Genomic DNA, 13,671 nt, shown 5'->3' on the forward strand with positions numbered 1-13,671 from the left:
TGTTTGGCTTTGCTACTGAGATATTTGAGACTATATGATAAATCCTTGGGTTAGGTATGACGATGTTGAAGAAAAAAGAGATGGATATTACGTTTCGTATAGCCCCGTCTTTACCGATCAAGAATTTGCGATAGTAGAGGTCTATATTTACGATTCAAATCTCTCGAGTAAGATCAAAAATATTGCAGAATCAGAGTTAAAATATTGGGCTTTGAAATACCCAACGCCTATTATGTTAATGATAAATAATAAAACGGATGAAGAGTGGCGTACGAAAGATAAATTAGGTCATAATTTTTTGCTTGGCTATCCAAAGCTTGAAAAAGTAATCTTACATTGGGATGAGTACCCTGAAAATGAAAAGCCTGATATAGATCTTTCTAAAGAGAGCTTAGCTAAGATTTACTCAGGGTTAAATTTTTCTACATACGAAGAGGTTGTGGCTAAACAACAAAAAGAAGCTAAGGGCAGAAAGCTGCTGTTACTCATTTTAACATTATGGGTTTGTGTTATACCTGCATCAATAGCATTTCTTGGTTGGTCTAATCCTATTGTTTCATTATTAGCGCTTATATACAGTTGGTATATCGCATTTAGTAAAGGGCTAGAACTTTGGGGTCGTAAGAAAAAATCAAAAAAAGAATTAGCCAAAGACGAAGAAGAGTTGGCTAAAAATCATCACCACTATCATTGTCAGCTTAACCCAGAAGCGTTTCTTAGGCTAAAAAATGAAAACTTCAAAAAAGAGCGTTTGGAAAAAGAAAAACTTAAAATCGACAGTATGCGGAACTAACAAGCTGTTAAACAAGGACAAAAAATTGTTGCCTTTGCCCCTTCGTCGCAAAATATAGCCAACTATTTTAGTACCTCTTAACGAGGTGTGATGAATTTCAATATTAATTTAGTCGAGTTTACTGTGCAGGGACAATAAAGGTTGCCCGTAACAACGCACATTTGGCTCATAACAAAAAAAATTACTGAGCAATTACGAAATAAATAACTTTCTATAATGCTAATAAGGTGTTGCTCCAAACCTTGTTAGCTTTAAAAGATTAGCTTCATATTAAATGTTACAAATTTGTTTTGTATCAATAATCTAGCAATGATAATTTTCTAGAAAATATACCTATATTTGATGAATCCTCATGAACACTAAATCTGTATTTATTTGTATAATCTTATTCAATTTAAGCCTATTTCCAACCTTATGCTATTCAAGCACAATACAGAAAGAAGTATCTTTAGATATAAATCAAAAGCTAGATCTTACTCTTGAAAAAATTAGAGTGGAAAATGATGTACCTGCAATGGCTGTAGGAGTCATTGAAAATGGAAAAATACACTACCAAGAAGGATTTGGATTAGCATCTAATGGACAGGCTGTAACAAGTAAAACTAAATTTCGAGTTGCTTCCTTAACAAAGTTATTTACTGCGCAGGCCGTAATGCAATTAGTAGAACAAGGAAAACTCAACCTTGATGATAATGTTGGGAAGTATTTATCAGAGTTTGCTGGAAAAGACATTACTATATTTGAGCTGATGACTCACTATTCTGGATTACAAGATGAAGTAAAACCTGTAAACCTAAGTAAGCAACGTTCTCTCACTCAATATTTAAAAAAGTCAATTGATAGGCAAGGAGAGCAAGGAAAATCATTTAAATATGCCGATTTGAACTTTAATGCGCTTGGTGCCATTGTCGCTCAAATAAGCGGTGAGTCTTATTCAGATTATATTAATGAGCATTTCATAAAGCCTTTAAGACTTACTGATACGGGATTCAATACATCAATTAATTCGGTTTCGCCTGATGTTGAGCCTTACATAAACGGAAAGTGGTTACGTAAAGCACCAAAGAGACCTTTTGATCCATCATTCTTTCCCAGTGAGGGACTTGTTACAAATGTCAGTGATTTACTTGTTTGGCTAAACGCCACGCTGTCTCATCAAGAAGTGCTTTTAAAACCTCAAACGTTTGAAGAAATGTTAGTTCCTAGAAGAAATACAGATTGGGGAAAAATCCGAATGGGATTGGGCTGGCAGGTATATAGCAATGAAAATGGGAATGTGATTCAACATGCTGGTTCATTCAAAGGCGTAAAAGCATTGCTCATCGCTTATCCGGATATTCAGCGAGGTATAGTTATTTTAAGTAACGCAAACGAACTCCCAAGATGGGATATTGCACGTCATATTAATAAAGTGTTAAATTTGAAAACTGAAAATTTTATAGAAAAATAAATATTTTAACTCTTCCATCGTAACAAGGTTCTGTCCATTTTCTTGCTAGATTCAGTTTGCCCGTAAGGAAATTTTAATGACACTACGAGCAAATTTTATTGTCTGTGAACACTCTTACGGGCAAACTTTATTGTCTGTACACAACAACTAACAAGCTTGCCCGCACGCCACGCCAGCGCTCCATGCAAAACTAAAATTAAACCCGCCCAAATGCCCTGTTACATCAATCACTTCACCAATAAAGTACAGACCTGAGACTTTCTTAGACTCAAAGGTTTTAGATGACAGCTCGTCGGTATCAACCCCGCCTAGAGTGACTTCTGCGGTGCGATAACCTTCAGTGTTGTTCATCAGTATTTTCCATTGATGAACTTGCAGGTAAATTTGCTCACGCTCTGCGTGGATCAATTGATTCAGCGATTTTGCCAGTAATATTTCGTCAAACAAGGCTTCCAATAAACGCTTTGGTAACCAGTGTGCTAACGCATTTCTCAGGCTTTGCTTTGGCGTTTGCTGCAGTTGTTTTTCAAGCAACTCTGCAAGGTTTTGGTTTGGCAGCAAATTAATTTCAATCGCTTCGCCCGGTTGCCAATAGTTCGAGATTTGTAAAATCGCAGGGCCTGATAAACCTCTGTGCGTGAACAGTAGTGCTTCACTGAATTGAGTGCCATCTTGCGCTGTAATGGTGCTTGGTACAGCAATGCCCGATAACGGCTCAAACTTCTGTTTTGCATCGCTGTGCCATGTAAATGGTACTAAGCCTGCACGGGTCGGTAATACGGTTAACCCAAATTGTTCAGCGATTTTGTAACCAAAAGGGGTGGCACCCAGTTTAGGCATGGATAAACCACCGGTTGCGATGACCACGCTTTCGCAACTGAAGTCACCATTGGAGGTCGTCACTTCAAATGCATCATCTTTTTTCGTGACCGATAAAATCTCTGTGCGCAACTGAACTTTTGCTCCTGCCCAATCGCATTCGGTCATTAAGATTTTCACGATATCTTTTGCCGAGTCATTACAAAATAACTGACCATGATCGCGTTCATGATAGTCAACACCGTGTCGCTCCACCAGCTCGATAAACTGCTGAGAGGGGTAACGTGCTAGGGCTGATTTAACAAAATGAGGGTTTGCACATAAAAAGTTGTTGGGTTCGACCTTACGGTTGGTGAAATTACAACGACCACCACCACTGATCAAAATTTTCTTACCCGCTTGCTTTGCATGATCCAGTAACAATACGTTGCGACCTCGATAACCTGCTGTTGCAGCACACATTAAGCCTGCGGCACCCGCACCAATAATGATCACATCGTATTTTTGCACTTAACACCTCTTAACCTTTCACACTTACGCCTAAACAGTAGACATAAAAAAAGGCGCTATTTTAGCACCTTTTCATTGCAGTGTATTATCCGAAACTACTTTAGCGTTTCCGCTTTGCGATCTCGACCTAATAACTCTTTTGCTGCTTCCATTGCCGATTTACCTTGGTATAACACCTGATAAAGCTGCTCGGTGATTGGCATTTCAACGCCTAAGCGTTTCGCAAGGGTAAACACTTCTTTAGTGTTGCGATAACCTTCGACCACTTGACCAATATCGACTTGAGCTTGCTCAACGTCTTTTCCTTGACCGAGTGCTAAACCAAAACGACGATTACGCGATTGGTTATCGGTACAAGTAAGTACTAGGTCACCTAACCCCGCCATACCCATAAAGGTTGTCGGTTGCGCACCAATTGCCTCACCTAATCGAGTGAGTTCAACCATGCCACGCGTAATCAGTGCCGTACGTGCATTCGCACCAAAACCAATACCATCAGACATACCCGCACCAATGGCGATGACGTTTTTAACGGCTCCGCCAAGCTGTAAACCAATAAAGTCAGGGTTTGCATATACACGTAAACGCGATGGACAATGAAGCAACTCAACGAGTTCATCCACAAAGTCATCACATTGACCCGCAACTGAAATGGCTGTCGGCAGACCAGCGGCCAATTCTTTAGCAAACGTAGGCCCAGAAAGTACGGCTAACGGAATGTCTTCACCGAGAATGTCTTGAGCAACATCTTTCAATAAACGACCCGTTTCAGGCTCTAAGCCTTTGGTCGCCCAAACGATGCGAGCATCATCACGCAATAAAGATTTGGCTTGCTTGAGCACTAAACCAAACACGTGACTTGGAACCACCACTAAGACGTTGCGACTGGCAGCCAGTGCGGTCTGTAAGTTTGATTCAATGATTAAGGATTCAGGAAAATCGATACCGGGTAGAAATTGATTGTTACAACGCTCAGATTGTAAAGTTTCCATGTGTTGAGGTTCGTGCCCCCACAACATGGTTTTGTGTCCACCACGGGCTAAAGAAATAGCAAGGGCGGTGCCATAAGAGCCCGCCCCTAATACCGTTATATCGGCTGTATTACTCATTCGAGTTAAGCAGTCGCTTCGTCTGCTTTAGCTTCAACTTGACCGCCTTCAGCTTGCTGTTGACGTTGTTGAACGTACTGTGCAAATAGCGCATCAAAGTTTACTGGTGCTAGGTTAAGTTGTGGGAATGTACCACGACCAACTAGGCTACCTACTGTTTCACGAGCATATGGGAAAAGGATGTTCGGGCAGTATGCACCTAAAGAGTGAGCAAGCTGTGGCTCAGTTAGACCTGCAATGCTGAAGATACCAGCTTGTTGAACTTCACATAGGAATGCTGTTTCTTCACCAACTGTAGCAGTAACAGTTAGAGAAAGAACCACTTCGTATACGTCGTCAGCCAGTTTGTTGCTCTTAGTATCAAGATCAAGCTTAACTTCTGGATTCCATTCTTTTTGGAAAATCGCAGGGCTGTTTGGTGTTTCGAAAGAAAGGTCTTTCGTGTAAACACGTTGAATGTTGAACTGTGGCGCTTGTTCTTCGTTGTTTGCTACTTCTTCAGCCATAATTTTTTACCTATCAAAAATGTTGTTGCGACTTTTCTTTGAAAGCCATCATTAAGGGCTTGTGTTACAGATCTCTGTACCATCCCGGGTTATTGCCCAATAATCCTATTGGGTCTCGATCTAAACTGTCTTAAAAACTCAACACAAATGTATTTAGCCCTTATCGACCGCAGGATCAGCTTGCCAGTTTTTTATGACACTTTGAGGAGTTCGTCAACCATTGATTTAAAAACAATGGGTTTTGTTGATACTCCTCAAACTGAAAACTGACCTGACGTTTCCTTATCTTTTGCTTTTTGAAACCGGTAAATTTGCCGATTTCCAGTCACCCATACCACCTTTTAGGTTGTGCACATTTTCAAAACCCTGTGCCACTAAAAGTTGAGCCGCTTGAGACGAGGTAATGCCAGCGTTACATACTATAATGATGGGGGTGCTTTTTAGCTTTTCAAGTGTTGGAATTTGATTATTTTTAATATCTGACATTGGAGCGTGCAGCGCATCAACAATATGCCCTTTACGGAAGTCATCTTTTGAACGAACGTCAATGACCTTTGCATTCTCACGATTAACCAATGTTGTCAGTTCTTGCGGATTAACTTGCTTTATTTTTGAGGTCGCAGATTTAAACGTCATCACAACAACGGCCACAAATAAACCAATCCAAGCCATACATAAAATTGGATGAGCTTGGAAAAAATGAATATATTCTTGCATGTGTTTGCTTCGCTAACTGTTTGCTATTTACTGATAAGTCATAAAGTATACATTCTTTAGCCATGAAAACGTAGTTGATTAAATGAGATCTAAACCACTCATTTTTATCGATGCGCTTTTGACACAACTCGAGATCGAGTACAATTAATCTCCTCAATTTTAAAACTTGTGTGTTTATGCCTTTGCGATTTTAAAAGACGCAAAGGCATAAATTCATGTTTCTTTTTCAATATAGGTAATACCATGACAGCTGCTAAGCGCCCTTTGGCTCTTTTGATCCTAGACGGTTGGGGGAATCGAGAAGATACCCATATGAACGCCATTTATCATGCAAATACACCAGTTTTAGATAAATTAAGCGCTGAGTATGCGACCAGTTTAATTTCCGGCTCTGGTGATGATGTGGGTTTACCACACGGTCAAATGGGTAACTCTGAAGTAGGTCATATCAACCTTGGTTCTGGTCGTATTGTTTATCAAGAATTAACCCGCATCAGCAAAGCCATTAAAGATGGCGATTTCAACCAAAACGAAACATTGTGTGCCGAAATTGATAAAGCTGTTGCGGCTGGCGGTGCTGTGCACCTTATGGGCTTACTGTCACCTGGTGGTGTTCACAGCCATGAAGAACACATTGAAGCGGCATGCAAGTTAGCGGTTGAGCGTGGTGCTAAACAAGTTTATCTGCATGCATTTTTGGATGGCCGTGATACGCCGCCACGTAGTGCGATGGACAGCCTTAAACATTTTGATGCGGTTTTTGAACGTTTAGGTGTTGGTCGAGTAGCGTCTATTATCGGCCGTTACTACGCAATGGATCGTGATAATCGTTGGGAACGTGTTGAAAAAGCGTTTGATCTTGTTACTCAAAGCATTTCTGAGCATCAATACGATTCTGCTTCAGAAGCATTAGAAGCCGCTTACGCTCGCGATGAAAACGACGAATTTGTTGCTGCATCTCGCATTGGTGCTGAATACCAATTGCATGATAACGACACATTGATATTCATGAACTTCCGTGCTGATCGTGCTCGTCAGATCACTCGTAGCTTTGTAAACGCCGATTTTGATGGCTTCGCACGTAAAGTGTCACCAAAAGTAAACGTTGTGATGTTGACCGAATATGCAGGTGATATTGATGCTCCAGTAGCATTCCCTAAAACTGACCTAGTGAATACCTTAGGTGAAGTGCTGCAGAACGGTGGTAAAACTCAGCTTCGTATTTCTGAAACAGAAAAGTATGCTCATGTGACATTTTTCTTTAATGGCGGTAAAGAACAGCCATTTGAAGGCGAAGATCGTATTTTGATCGCCTCTCCAAAAGTAGCGACTTATGATCTTCAGCCAGAAATGAGCTCTGAAGAATTAACGGATAAATTAGTAGCGGCCATTGAGTCAGGTAAATACGACAACATCATTTGTAACTACCCAAATGGTGACATGGTCGGCCACACGGGTAATTTTGATGCGGCAGTTAAAGCTTGTGAAGCAGTAGATGCTTGTATTGGCAGGGTAACTGAAGCCTTAGCGAGAGTAGGCGGAGAATGTTTAATTACGGCTGACCACGGAAATGCAGAACAGATGGTCAATAAAGAAACAGGGCAAGCTCACACGGCACATACCAGTGAGTTAGTACCGCTGATTTACTTTGGTCGTAAAGCTCATATCAAAGAAGGCGGTCGCTTGAGTGACTTAGCTCCAACGATGTTGCAGTTGATGGGCGAGGCGATTCCAGCGGAAATGACAGGCCGACCTCTGATAACCATTGAAGAATAATTTCTAGTCGATACAATAAAAGTGCCACTGATATCAAATGATACGGTGGCATTTTTTATTCACAGCAATTATTTTGGTATTGAGGAAGGAAGCAGAGTTTGATGCAAGGTTGGTATCGCCCTTTTGTTATTGCATTTCTACTACTTGGTCTTAATGGCCTCTCTTTTAGTTCCTACGCCGAGACCATAGCCAAAAGACAATCTCAACTTAAAGACATTCAAGCTCAAATCGATGCTCAGCATTCTGAGTTAAAAAGTACTCGCAATCAGCGCAACCAGCTGCAAAACTTGTTAAAAAAAGATGATGTCGCCATCGGTAAGGTGGCTAAAGCCCTCAACAGTAGCCAAAACAAACAACAAGATCTCAACCAAAGCCTCGTTAAGCTAGAAAAGAAACATGCCAACCTCGAAAAGTTTAAAGTTTCTCAGCAAAAAACCTTAGCAAAACAACTCGAAAGCGCTTATTTATCTGGCAATCATGACTACGCAAAAATGCTCTTGAATCAACAAGACCCTGCCAGCATCGAGCGTATGCTGACTTATTACCAATATTTGAATAAAGCCAGAATCAACGCCATTGAGAAACTCAAAACCACTATTACTGACTTAAATGACACCCAAACTCAGCTGGAAGATCAAAAAGCCGAATTAGCGAAAGTCATCGAAACTCAAAAGCAGCAAGCAAATGCACTTGGAAAAGAAAAGTCACAGCGTAAACAAACACTCGCTCAGCTGCAACGCACCTTATCAAGCAATAGCGAACAACTTGAACAACTGCAAATTGAAGAAGCCAGCTTAAAACAAATCATCGAAGAAGCGATTAGAGAGGCAAAAGCACAAAACTCATTAAGCGGTCTAGCCAAACGCCGAGGCAAGCTAAAGTGGCCAACAATAGGTCGCCTTGCTCATCGCTTTGGTACCAGCCGTAGTGGTCAAGTGAGGTGGAAAGGGGTGTTAATGAGTGCACCCGAAGGACGAACAATTCGCTCAATTGCTGCAGGGAAAGTCATCTATGCCGATTGGTTGAAAGGCTTTGGTATGGTGATTGTGATCGATCATGGTAAAGGCTATATGAGTTTATATGGTCACGCACAAGCGCTTTTACATTCGACTGGCGACACCATTAAACAAGGTGAAAGCATTGCATTAGTTGGACAATCAGGTGGACAAGCCGAACCCGGTCTATACTTTGAAATACGATATAAGGGGAAAGCCGTAAATCCTGCGATTTATTGTAAAAGTTAACGGAGTTAACTGAGCTGTTCTCCACATGCAACGGAGAGCAGTATGAGTCGATTTGCGCACAGTCTATCCTTAATTCTTCTAGGTGCCCTAATGGGCATATCCATCACCTTAATAGCCAAAGAAAATGTCCCTCAGCCAGATGCACATTACGATCTGCCATTATTAGCTGACGTCATCGACAGTGTTGAAAACTATTACGTTGACCCAGTTTCACGCAAACAATTGATCACAGCTGCGTTAAAAGGCATTTTTGCTGAGCTAGACGGTTACTCTGAGTTTTTAACGCCTACAAAAATTGAAGAACAAGAAGGAACGAATCAAGGACAATACAAAGGTTTTGGCTTTGAAGTTGATGCCAAGAGCAAACAAATCACCGTACTCAATGTTTTTGATGATTCACCCGCAGATAAAGCTGGCGTACTTCCTGGCGACAAATTGTTAAAGCTGAACCAATTGAATGTTGAGCAAGACAGTCAAGAAGCCATCTTAGATCAAATCCGTATTGCAGGAAAAAAGAATACCACCATCGAATTGACTTTCGCCCGTGACAAAAGTCAAGACTATAACATCACACTGATCCCCGCTGTAATTCATATTGATGCTGTAGAAACACAGTTGCTTAGTAACAGTATTGGGTACATTAAGCTTAATGGGTTTCAAAATAAGACCCACGAAAAGGTGCTTGAATCATTAGCGCGGTGGCATAAAGAGCCTTTGCAGGGGATAATTATCGATTTACGCAGTAACCCTGGTGGTCTGCTGCATCAAGCAATTAAAGTTGCTGATCTGTTTATTGATAATGGCGTCATCGTCTCCACACAAGGGCGGTTCTCAGAAGCAAACAGTATCTACCATGCGACCCCAATCAGCTTTTTACCTGATGTGCCCATGCTCGTACTCATTGATAAACATTCTGCCTCTGCTGCTGAAGTACTGGCTGCAGCACTACAACAAAATAAACGGGCAAAACTGATCGGTGAAAAAAGTTTTGGGAAAGGGAGTGTTCAAGGGATGATCCCCACCATTAGCAACCACAACCGAGTTAAATTAACTATCGCTAACTATCTGACTCCAAAGGGAGAGAATATTCACAAACTCGGAATTGTCCCTGACATAAACCTTGACTCAGACACTGGAAAAAAAGCGATGAGTACGCCTATAATCAATGGTAATGATAGATTGGGTAATGACCCTGCTGTATCTCAAGCCATATTATGGATTACAACCAATTCTTAAGGTTGAAACTCAGGAGCACAGTCATTTTTTAATGGAATATTTACGACGGTTACAACTCGCTTCACTGCTCGTTCTAGCATTAGTGTGCGGCCTCAGCGAAGCCGCACAAGTCGCCCTGATAATTGACGATATCGGTTATAAAAAAACGGATCATCAAGTACTTGCGTTACCAAAAAATGTCACTCTGTCAGTTCTTCCTTTTACACCGTTAGGTCAATTGATTGCCGATAAAGCCAATCAACAAGGGCATGAAGTGATGCTGCATATTCCTATGCAATCATTGCAAGGTAATAGGCTGGGTAAAGGTGGGCTGAATAATGACATGGATGAAGCTGAATTAACGAATATACTCGAACAGGCATTAGCAGACATTCCCTATGCTAAAGGTTTAAATAATCACATGGGCAGCTTGCTCACACAACTGCCACGCCCCATGCACTGGACCATGGCAATACTACAAAAACACGATTTATTCTTTGTCGATAGCAGCACCACCAAATATACTGTGGCACGAGATATTGCTCAGCAATACCAAGTACCTCATATCAAACGTCATGTATTTTTAGATAACAACCTTGATCTAAAGTCGCTAGAAAGTCAGTTCAAGCACCTTTTATGGTTAGCAAAGAAAAGGAAGTCAACCGTTGCGATTGCGCATCCTCACAAGGAAACATTACGCTTTTTGGTTGCGAACATAGATCGGCTAGAACAAGCTGGAATTAAATTAGTACCCGCTTCAGAACTGTTCAAAACAATACCGCTGAATACTGGATTCCAAAATATCACTTCAATTAAAGAACAATAACCGGAAAGCTCAGCTCCGACCTAACATTAAAATAAATTAACTTTAAAGTCATAGCGTTAGAATAGATAATCAAACACAGAATACTGTATCGGTGAACCTTATGAACGGAAAGTTAATTGTATCTCAACCTCCTAGTTTAAGCTGGAATGAAAAAACTACTAGTCTGATCGAATTCAATTTAGAAGCAAAAGAGCATGCAACTAAACATCGAGATAGCTTAGCTGTATTTCAGAAAGGAGAATTGAAATATACTGTCAACTTTGTGAATGACAGTAATGCATTGATTGAGTCAAAAGTTAAAAAATTCTCGATTCAAAAATACTCAGATAGCTTATTAGCCATTAGAGAAAAACGAACAATAACAGGAGACAAGGATACTCTTCTTTCCCAAGCTTTGACTCTTAAAATTTCAGGTGAAACAATAGAAAGAATTCGTGACATGCATCAATTCGATGTAGCCTATGACGGTTTAATGTGAAACTTTAGTCATTGTAAACTGACTCAACCAGTCACTTTCTCCCAATAAGCAATGATTTCCATCGCTTGCTGATTGGATTCACCACATGCATCTTTGGACGCTTTAAAGTTTTCGCATACCTTTGGTCGATCTTCTCGACCAAAAATCTTACATAAATTATCATCTGATAGATTTATGCATCGTTCACCGGCTTTTTTTCCATTAGGCATACCAGGAATAGAGCTTGAAATAGACGGAGCAATACAACATGCCCCACAACCTAACCGACATTGCATAATAGACAGAGGGAGATAATAAAAGCATATTCTATCACCTCCCACCATTTACTGTGGGTTTAATCAGTTACACTGTGATCCGAAAATACTTTGTGCCCAAGCCGGATTATCAATGAATGGGTTTCGGTTTAACTGGCGTTCATGAATTCGCTTATTACGCCTTTGTTCCCATGCACTTACAGGATCTTGTTGATGCCATTGCAGGAGCGTACAAACGTCACCTAATTGAGGTTGTCCATTGCTCGTGAGGCCGTTCACAACCGATAGATCTGGAGTACCGGAACTATCAGAACCCTGGTAACGTACATCCATATAGAAAATCATCCGCGCAACATCACCTTTTACTTCGTCACTTGGCTCAAAACTATCACTGTCTGTTTTTGTACCAGGTGCTTCACCTATAGACGAACCACCAAAATCAAAGTCTTTGTTACCTCGACTGGAGTTCACGCTGACATCAGCTGGACGTAAATGATGTAAATCCGTATAGCCATGCTGACCCGATCTAGGAAAACCATGGCTTTTTGGCCATACGTGCTCACGATTCCAAGCATCTAGCGAATTAGATTGCCCTGCACGATTAACTTTAGGCTCACTACGACCCGTATAAAGCAAAATAACGTTATTATTGTTGTTAGGGTCAACGTCGGTATATCCTAACTGATCCCATACTTGACTGTACGAGAAACGCTTATGATCTTTAATGATCTCATTCAAACGGTCTTTTAGTGCTGCACCCGTTAACCCTGTTGTACTCGAATAATAGCTATCAAAATCGAAATCATGATCTGTAGTTGGTGGTGTTAGCGGAATCGTTGTATCCAAGTCGTAGTTAAAGTTAAGCGTTAATCCACTAAAACTTTCATATGCACGTACTTCGACATTATAAATACCAACTTGAACTGGCGAAATATCGCATGATTCGTTACTGCCACTAATGTATGGGCGGCAATCGTGATTTGCATCAGTCGGAGTCTGACCATACTTCACATAAATATCAGCATCGCCATTATTTCCCGCAATTGAGAAGTGTAGGTTCTCTGCGCCTTCTGGCACTCGTGCCGTATAGATGAGCTTATTACCAGTAGAAGCTGAAAGATCAGATTTAGACTCGTTCTTTACTAACACTGTATTATTAACAGGCGGTGTTACTGGTGGAGTTGTGCCACAATCAACGGATAACTGACCCGTGCTCGGTGTACCAACTACTGAGTTTTTAAACCAATCAGCTTGAGTAGCAGGAAGATTACTATTCGAACGCTCAATTGAAGCATTACGAACATTTAAGTTCCAGCCAGAAAGACCACCTTCCCAACCCACTTGGTCAACGACTTGGTTATTTTTTAACAATTGAACATAATCGCCTGAATTACCGAGTGATAATGTTAGTGGAGACGTAGCTGGATCAACTGAAAATAGTGCGCTAAAACCTCCTGCATTAGCCGCAATGGTGTAATACTCACCTGCACCCAATGAGCCGATCAAAGACAAAGTTTTACTGTTGTCTCTAATCGCATAGTCAGTTAAATCAATCGATTGACACGAGTTATTGAACAGCTCAACAAACTCTTCTTGCGTGTCATTATTGGGTGCGTCATACAAAACTTCAGAAATCATCAGTTCTGCCTGAGCACTGAACGAGACCCCGATGATCGCTGCAGTTAAACACATGCGTTTCATAACCATCATTTATTACCTTTGTTTTTTATATAATTTTTGAGTAGCAAGTGTTATATAAAATAACACTTTGTTACAAAGGTATTATAAATTGACGATGCCTGTAAAAATGCATGTTATAGCTAATTATCGAGCATTTTTAAGTACTATTTTTTATATGTAATAACCTTAATGATGTGACTATCAGTGACTGGTTTTTTGCAGAGATAATTGCTGTTATATAAATCAAAATAAGTAGGCTAACGAATTGAATTGTTGCTTTGATTTTCTTTCAAA

13 protein-coding genes are annotated in these 13,671 nt (G+C 40.6%); 7 read left to right on the forward strand and 6 right to left on the reverse strand.

Annotated elements, in window-relative coordinates; genetic code table 11:
* Nucleotides 1–34: 34 nt before the first annotated feature.
* Both AC1EU2_RS17790 and AC1EU2_RS17795 read left to right on the forward strand, forming a co-directional pair.
* Nucleotides 35–793 (forward strand): hypothetical protein, encoded by a 759-nt coding sequence (locus AC1EU2_RS17790; protein WP_480299621.1) that lies wholly within the window; start codon nt 35–37, stop codon nt 791–793.
* A gap of 352 nt (nt 794–1,145) precedes the next feature.
* The gene (locus AC1EU2_RS17795; RefSeq protein WP_480299622.1) at nt 1,146–2,243 is read left to right on the forward strand and encodes a serine hydrolase domain-containing protein; all 1,098 of its coding nucleotides are present in this window, start codon (nt 1,146–1,148) and stop codon (nt 2,241–2,243) included.
* A 147-nt stretch (nt 2,244–2,390) separates the two neighbouring features.
* On the opposite strand, the gene AC1EU2_RS17800 is transcribed toward AC1EU2_RS17795, so the two are convergent.
* The 4 genes from AC1EU2_RS17800 to AC1EU2_RS17815 all read right to left on the reverse strand — a co-directional run bounded on the left by AC1EU2_RS17800 (nt 2,391) and on the right by AC1EU2_RS17815 (nt 5,904).
* Nucleotides 2,391–3,572 carry a BaiN/RdsA family NAD(P)/FAD-dependent oxidoreductase gene (locus AC1EU2_RS17800; protein ID WP_480299623.1) on the reverse strand — a complete coding sequence of 394 codons (1,182 nt, stop codon included), beginning with the start codon at nt 3,570–3,572 and terminating at the stop codon, nt 2,391–2,393.
* Nucleotides 3,573–3,667: 95 nt separating this feature from the next.
* Nucleotides 3,668–4,681: an NAD(P)H-dependent glycerol-3-phosphate dehydrogenase gene (gene gpsA, locus AC1EU2_RS17805; RefSeq protein ID WP_480299624.1), complete on the reverse strand. Its 1,014-nt coding sequence runs from the start codon at nt 4,679–4,681 to the stop codon at nt 3,668–3,670.
* A 5-nt stretch (nt 4,682–4,686) separates the two neighbouring features.
* A complete protein-coding gene (gene secB, locus AC1EU2_RS17810) occupies nt 4,687–5,187 on the reverse strand; it encodes a protein-export chaperone SecB (protein ID WP_205001128.1) in 501 nt (166 codons plus the stop codon).
* Between the two features lie 282 nt (nt 5,188–5,469).
* Nucleotides 5,470–5,904, reverse strand: coding sequence for a rhodanese-like domain-containing protein (locus tag AC1EU2_RS17815; protein ID WP_129944688.1), 435 nt, complete (start codon nt 5,902–5,904; stop codon nt 5,470–5,472).
* Between the two features lie 243 nt (nt 5,905–6,147).
* Here AC1EU2_RS17815 and gpmM point away from each other — a divergent pair, with 243 nt between their 5' ends.
* The 5 genes from gpmM (at nt 6,148) to AC1EU2_RS17840 (ending at nt 11,443) form a co-directional block, all read left to right on the forward strand.
* The gene (gpmM, locus tag AC1EU2_RS17820; RefSeq protein WP_480299625.1) at nt 6,148–7,680 is read left to right on the forward strand and encodes a 2,3-bisphosphoglycerate-independent phosphoglycerate mutase; all 1,533 of its coding nucleotides are present in this window, start codon (nt 6,148–6,150) and stop codon (nt 7,678–7,680) included.
* Nucleotides 7,681–7,781: 101 nt separating this feature from the next.
* Complete coding sequence (locus tag AC1EU2_RS17825) at nt 7,782–8,924, forward strand: murein hydrolase activator EnvC family protein (RefSeq protein WP_480299626.1); 1,143 nt, start codon at nt 7,782–7,784, stop codon at nt 8,922–8,924.
* A gap of 42 nt (nt 8,925–8,966) precedes the next feature.
* Complete coding sequence (locus AC1EU2_RS17830; RefSeq protein WP_480299627.1) at nt 8,967–10,160, forward strand: S41 family peptidase; 1,194 nt, start codon at nt 8,967–8,969, stop codon at nt 10,158–10,160.
* A 31-nt stretch (nt 10,161–10,191) separates the two neighbouring features.
* Entirely contained in the window at nt 10,192–10,965 is a 774-nt protein-coding gene (locus AC1EU2_RS17835; protein ID WP_480299635.1) for a divergent polysaccharide deacetylase family protein, read from the forward strand.
* A 100-nt stretch (nt 10,966–11,065) separates the two neighbouring features.
* Nucleotides 11,066–11,443: a hypothetical protein gene (locus AC1EU2_RS17840; protein WP_480299628.1), complete on the forward strand. Its 378-nt coding sequence runs from the start codon at nt 11,066–11,068 to the stop codon at nt 11,441–11,443.
* Nucleotides 11,444–11,466: 23 nt separating this feature from the next.
* Here the strand turns inward: AC1EU2_RS17840 and AC1EU2_RS17845 are convergent, their stop codons facing one another.
* A complete protein-coding gene (locus AC1EU2_RS17845) occupies nt 11,467–11,718 on the reverse strand; it encodes a YkgJ family cysteine cluster protein (protein WP_480299629.1) in 252 nt (83 codons plus the stop codon).
* A 63-nt stretch (nt 11,719–11,781) separates the two neighbouring features.
* Nucleotides 11,782–13,407, reverse strand: a complete 1,626-nt coding sequence (locus AC1EU2_RS17850) for an endonuclease (protein WP_480299630.1) — start codon at nt 13,405–13,407, stop codon at nt 11,782–11,784.
* Nucleotides 13,408–13,671: the final 264 nt, after the last annotated feature.

It is taken from the genome of Parashewanella sp. 2304DJ23-3 (genome assembly GCF_056591695.1).

Bases quoted from the DNA above. Each gene is read 5' to 3' on its own strand.
- AC1EU2_RS17815 (WP_129944688.1), bottom strand. From the start codon at position 5,904: ATGCAAGAATATATTCATTTTTTCCAAGCTCATCCAATTTTATGTATG.
- AC1EU2_RS17795 (WP_480299622.1), top strand. From the start codon at position 1,146: ATGAACACTAAATCTGTATTTATTTGTATAATCTTATTCAATTTAAGC.
- AC1EU2_RS17825 (WP_480299626.1), top strand. From the start codon at position 7,782: ATGCAAGGTTGGTATCGCCCTTTTGTTATTGCATTTCTACTACTTGGT.
- AC1EU2_RS17830 (WP_480299627.1), top strand. From the start codon at position 8,967: ATGAGTCGATTTGCGCACAGTCTATCCTTAATTCTTCTAGGTGCCCTA.
- AC1EU2_RS17845 (WP_480299629.1), bottom strand. From the start codon at position 11,718: ATGCAATGTCGGTTAGGTTGTGGGGCATGTTGTATTGCTCCGTCTATT.
- AC1EU2_RS17790 (WP_480299621.1), top strand. From the start codon at position 35: ATGATAAATCCTTGGGTTAGGTATGACGATGTTGAAGAAAAAAGAGAT.
- secB (WP_205001128.1), bottom strand. From the start codon at position 5,187: ATGGCTGAAGAAGTAGCAAACAACGAAGAACAAGCGCCACAGTTCAAC.
- AC1EU2_RS17850 (WP_480299630.1), bottom strand. From the start codon at position 13,407: ATGATGGTTATGAAACGCATGTGTTTAACTGCAGCGATCATCGGGGTC.
- gpmM (WP_480299625.1), top strand. From the start codon at position 6,148: ATGACAGCTGCTAAGCGCCCTTTGGCTCTTTTGATCCTAGACGGTTGG.
- gpsA (WP_480299624.1), bottom strand. From the start codon at position 4,681: ATGAGTAATACAGCCGATATAACGGTATTAGGGGCGGGCTCTTATGGC.
- AC1EU2_RS17840 (WP_480299628.1), top strand. From the start codon at position 11,066: ATGAACGGAAAGTTAATTGTATCTCAACCTCCTAGTTTAAGCTGGAAT.
- AC1EU2_RS17835 (WP_480299635.1), top strand. From the start codon at position 10,192: ATGGAATATTTACGACGGTTACAACTCGCTTCACTGCTCGTTCTAGCA.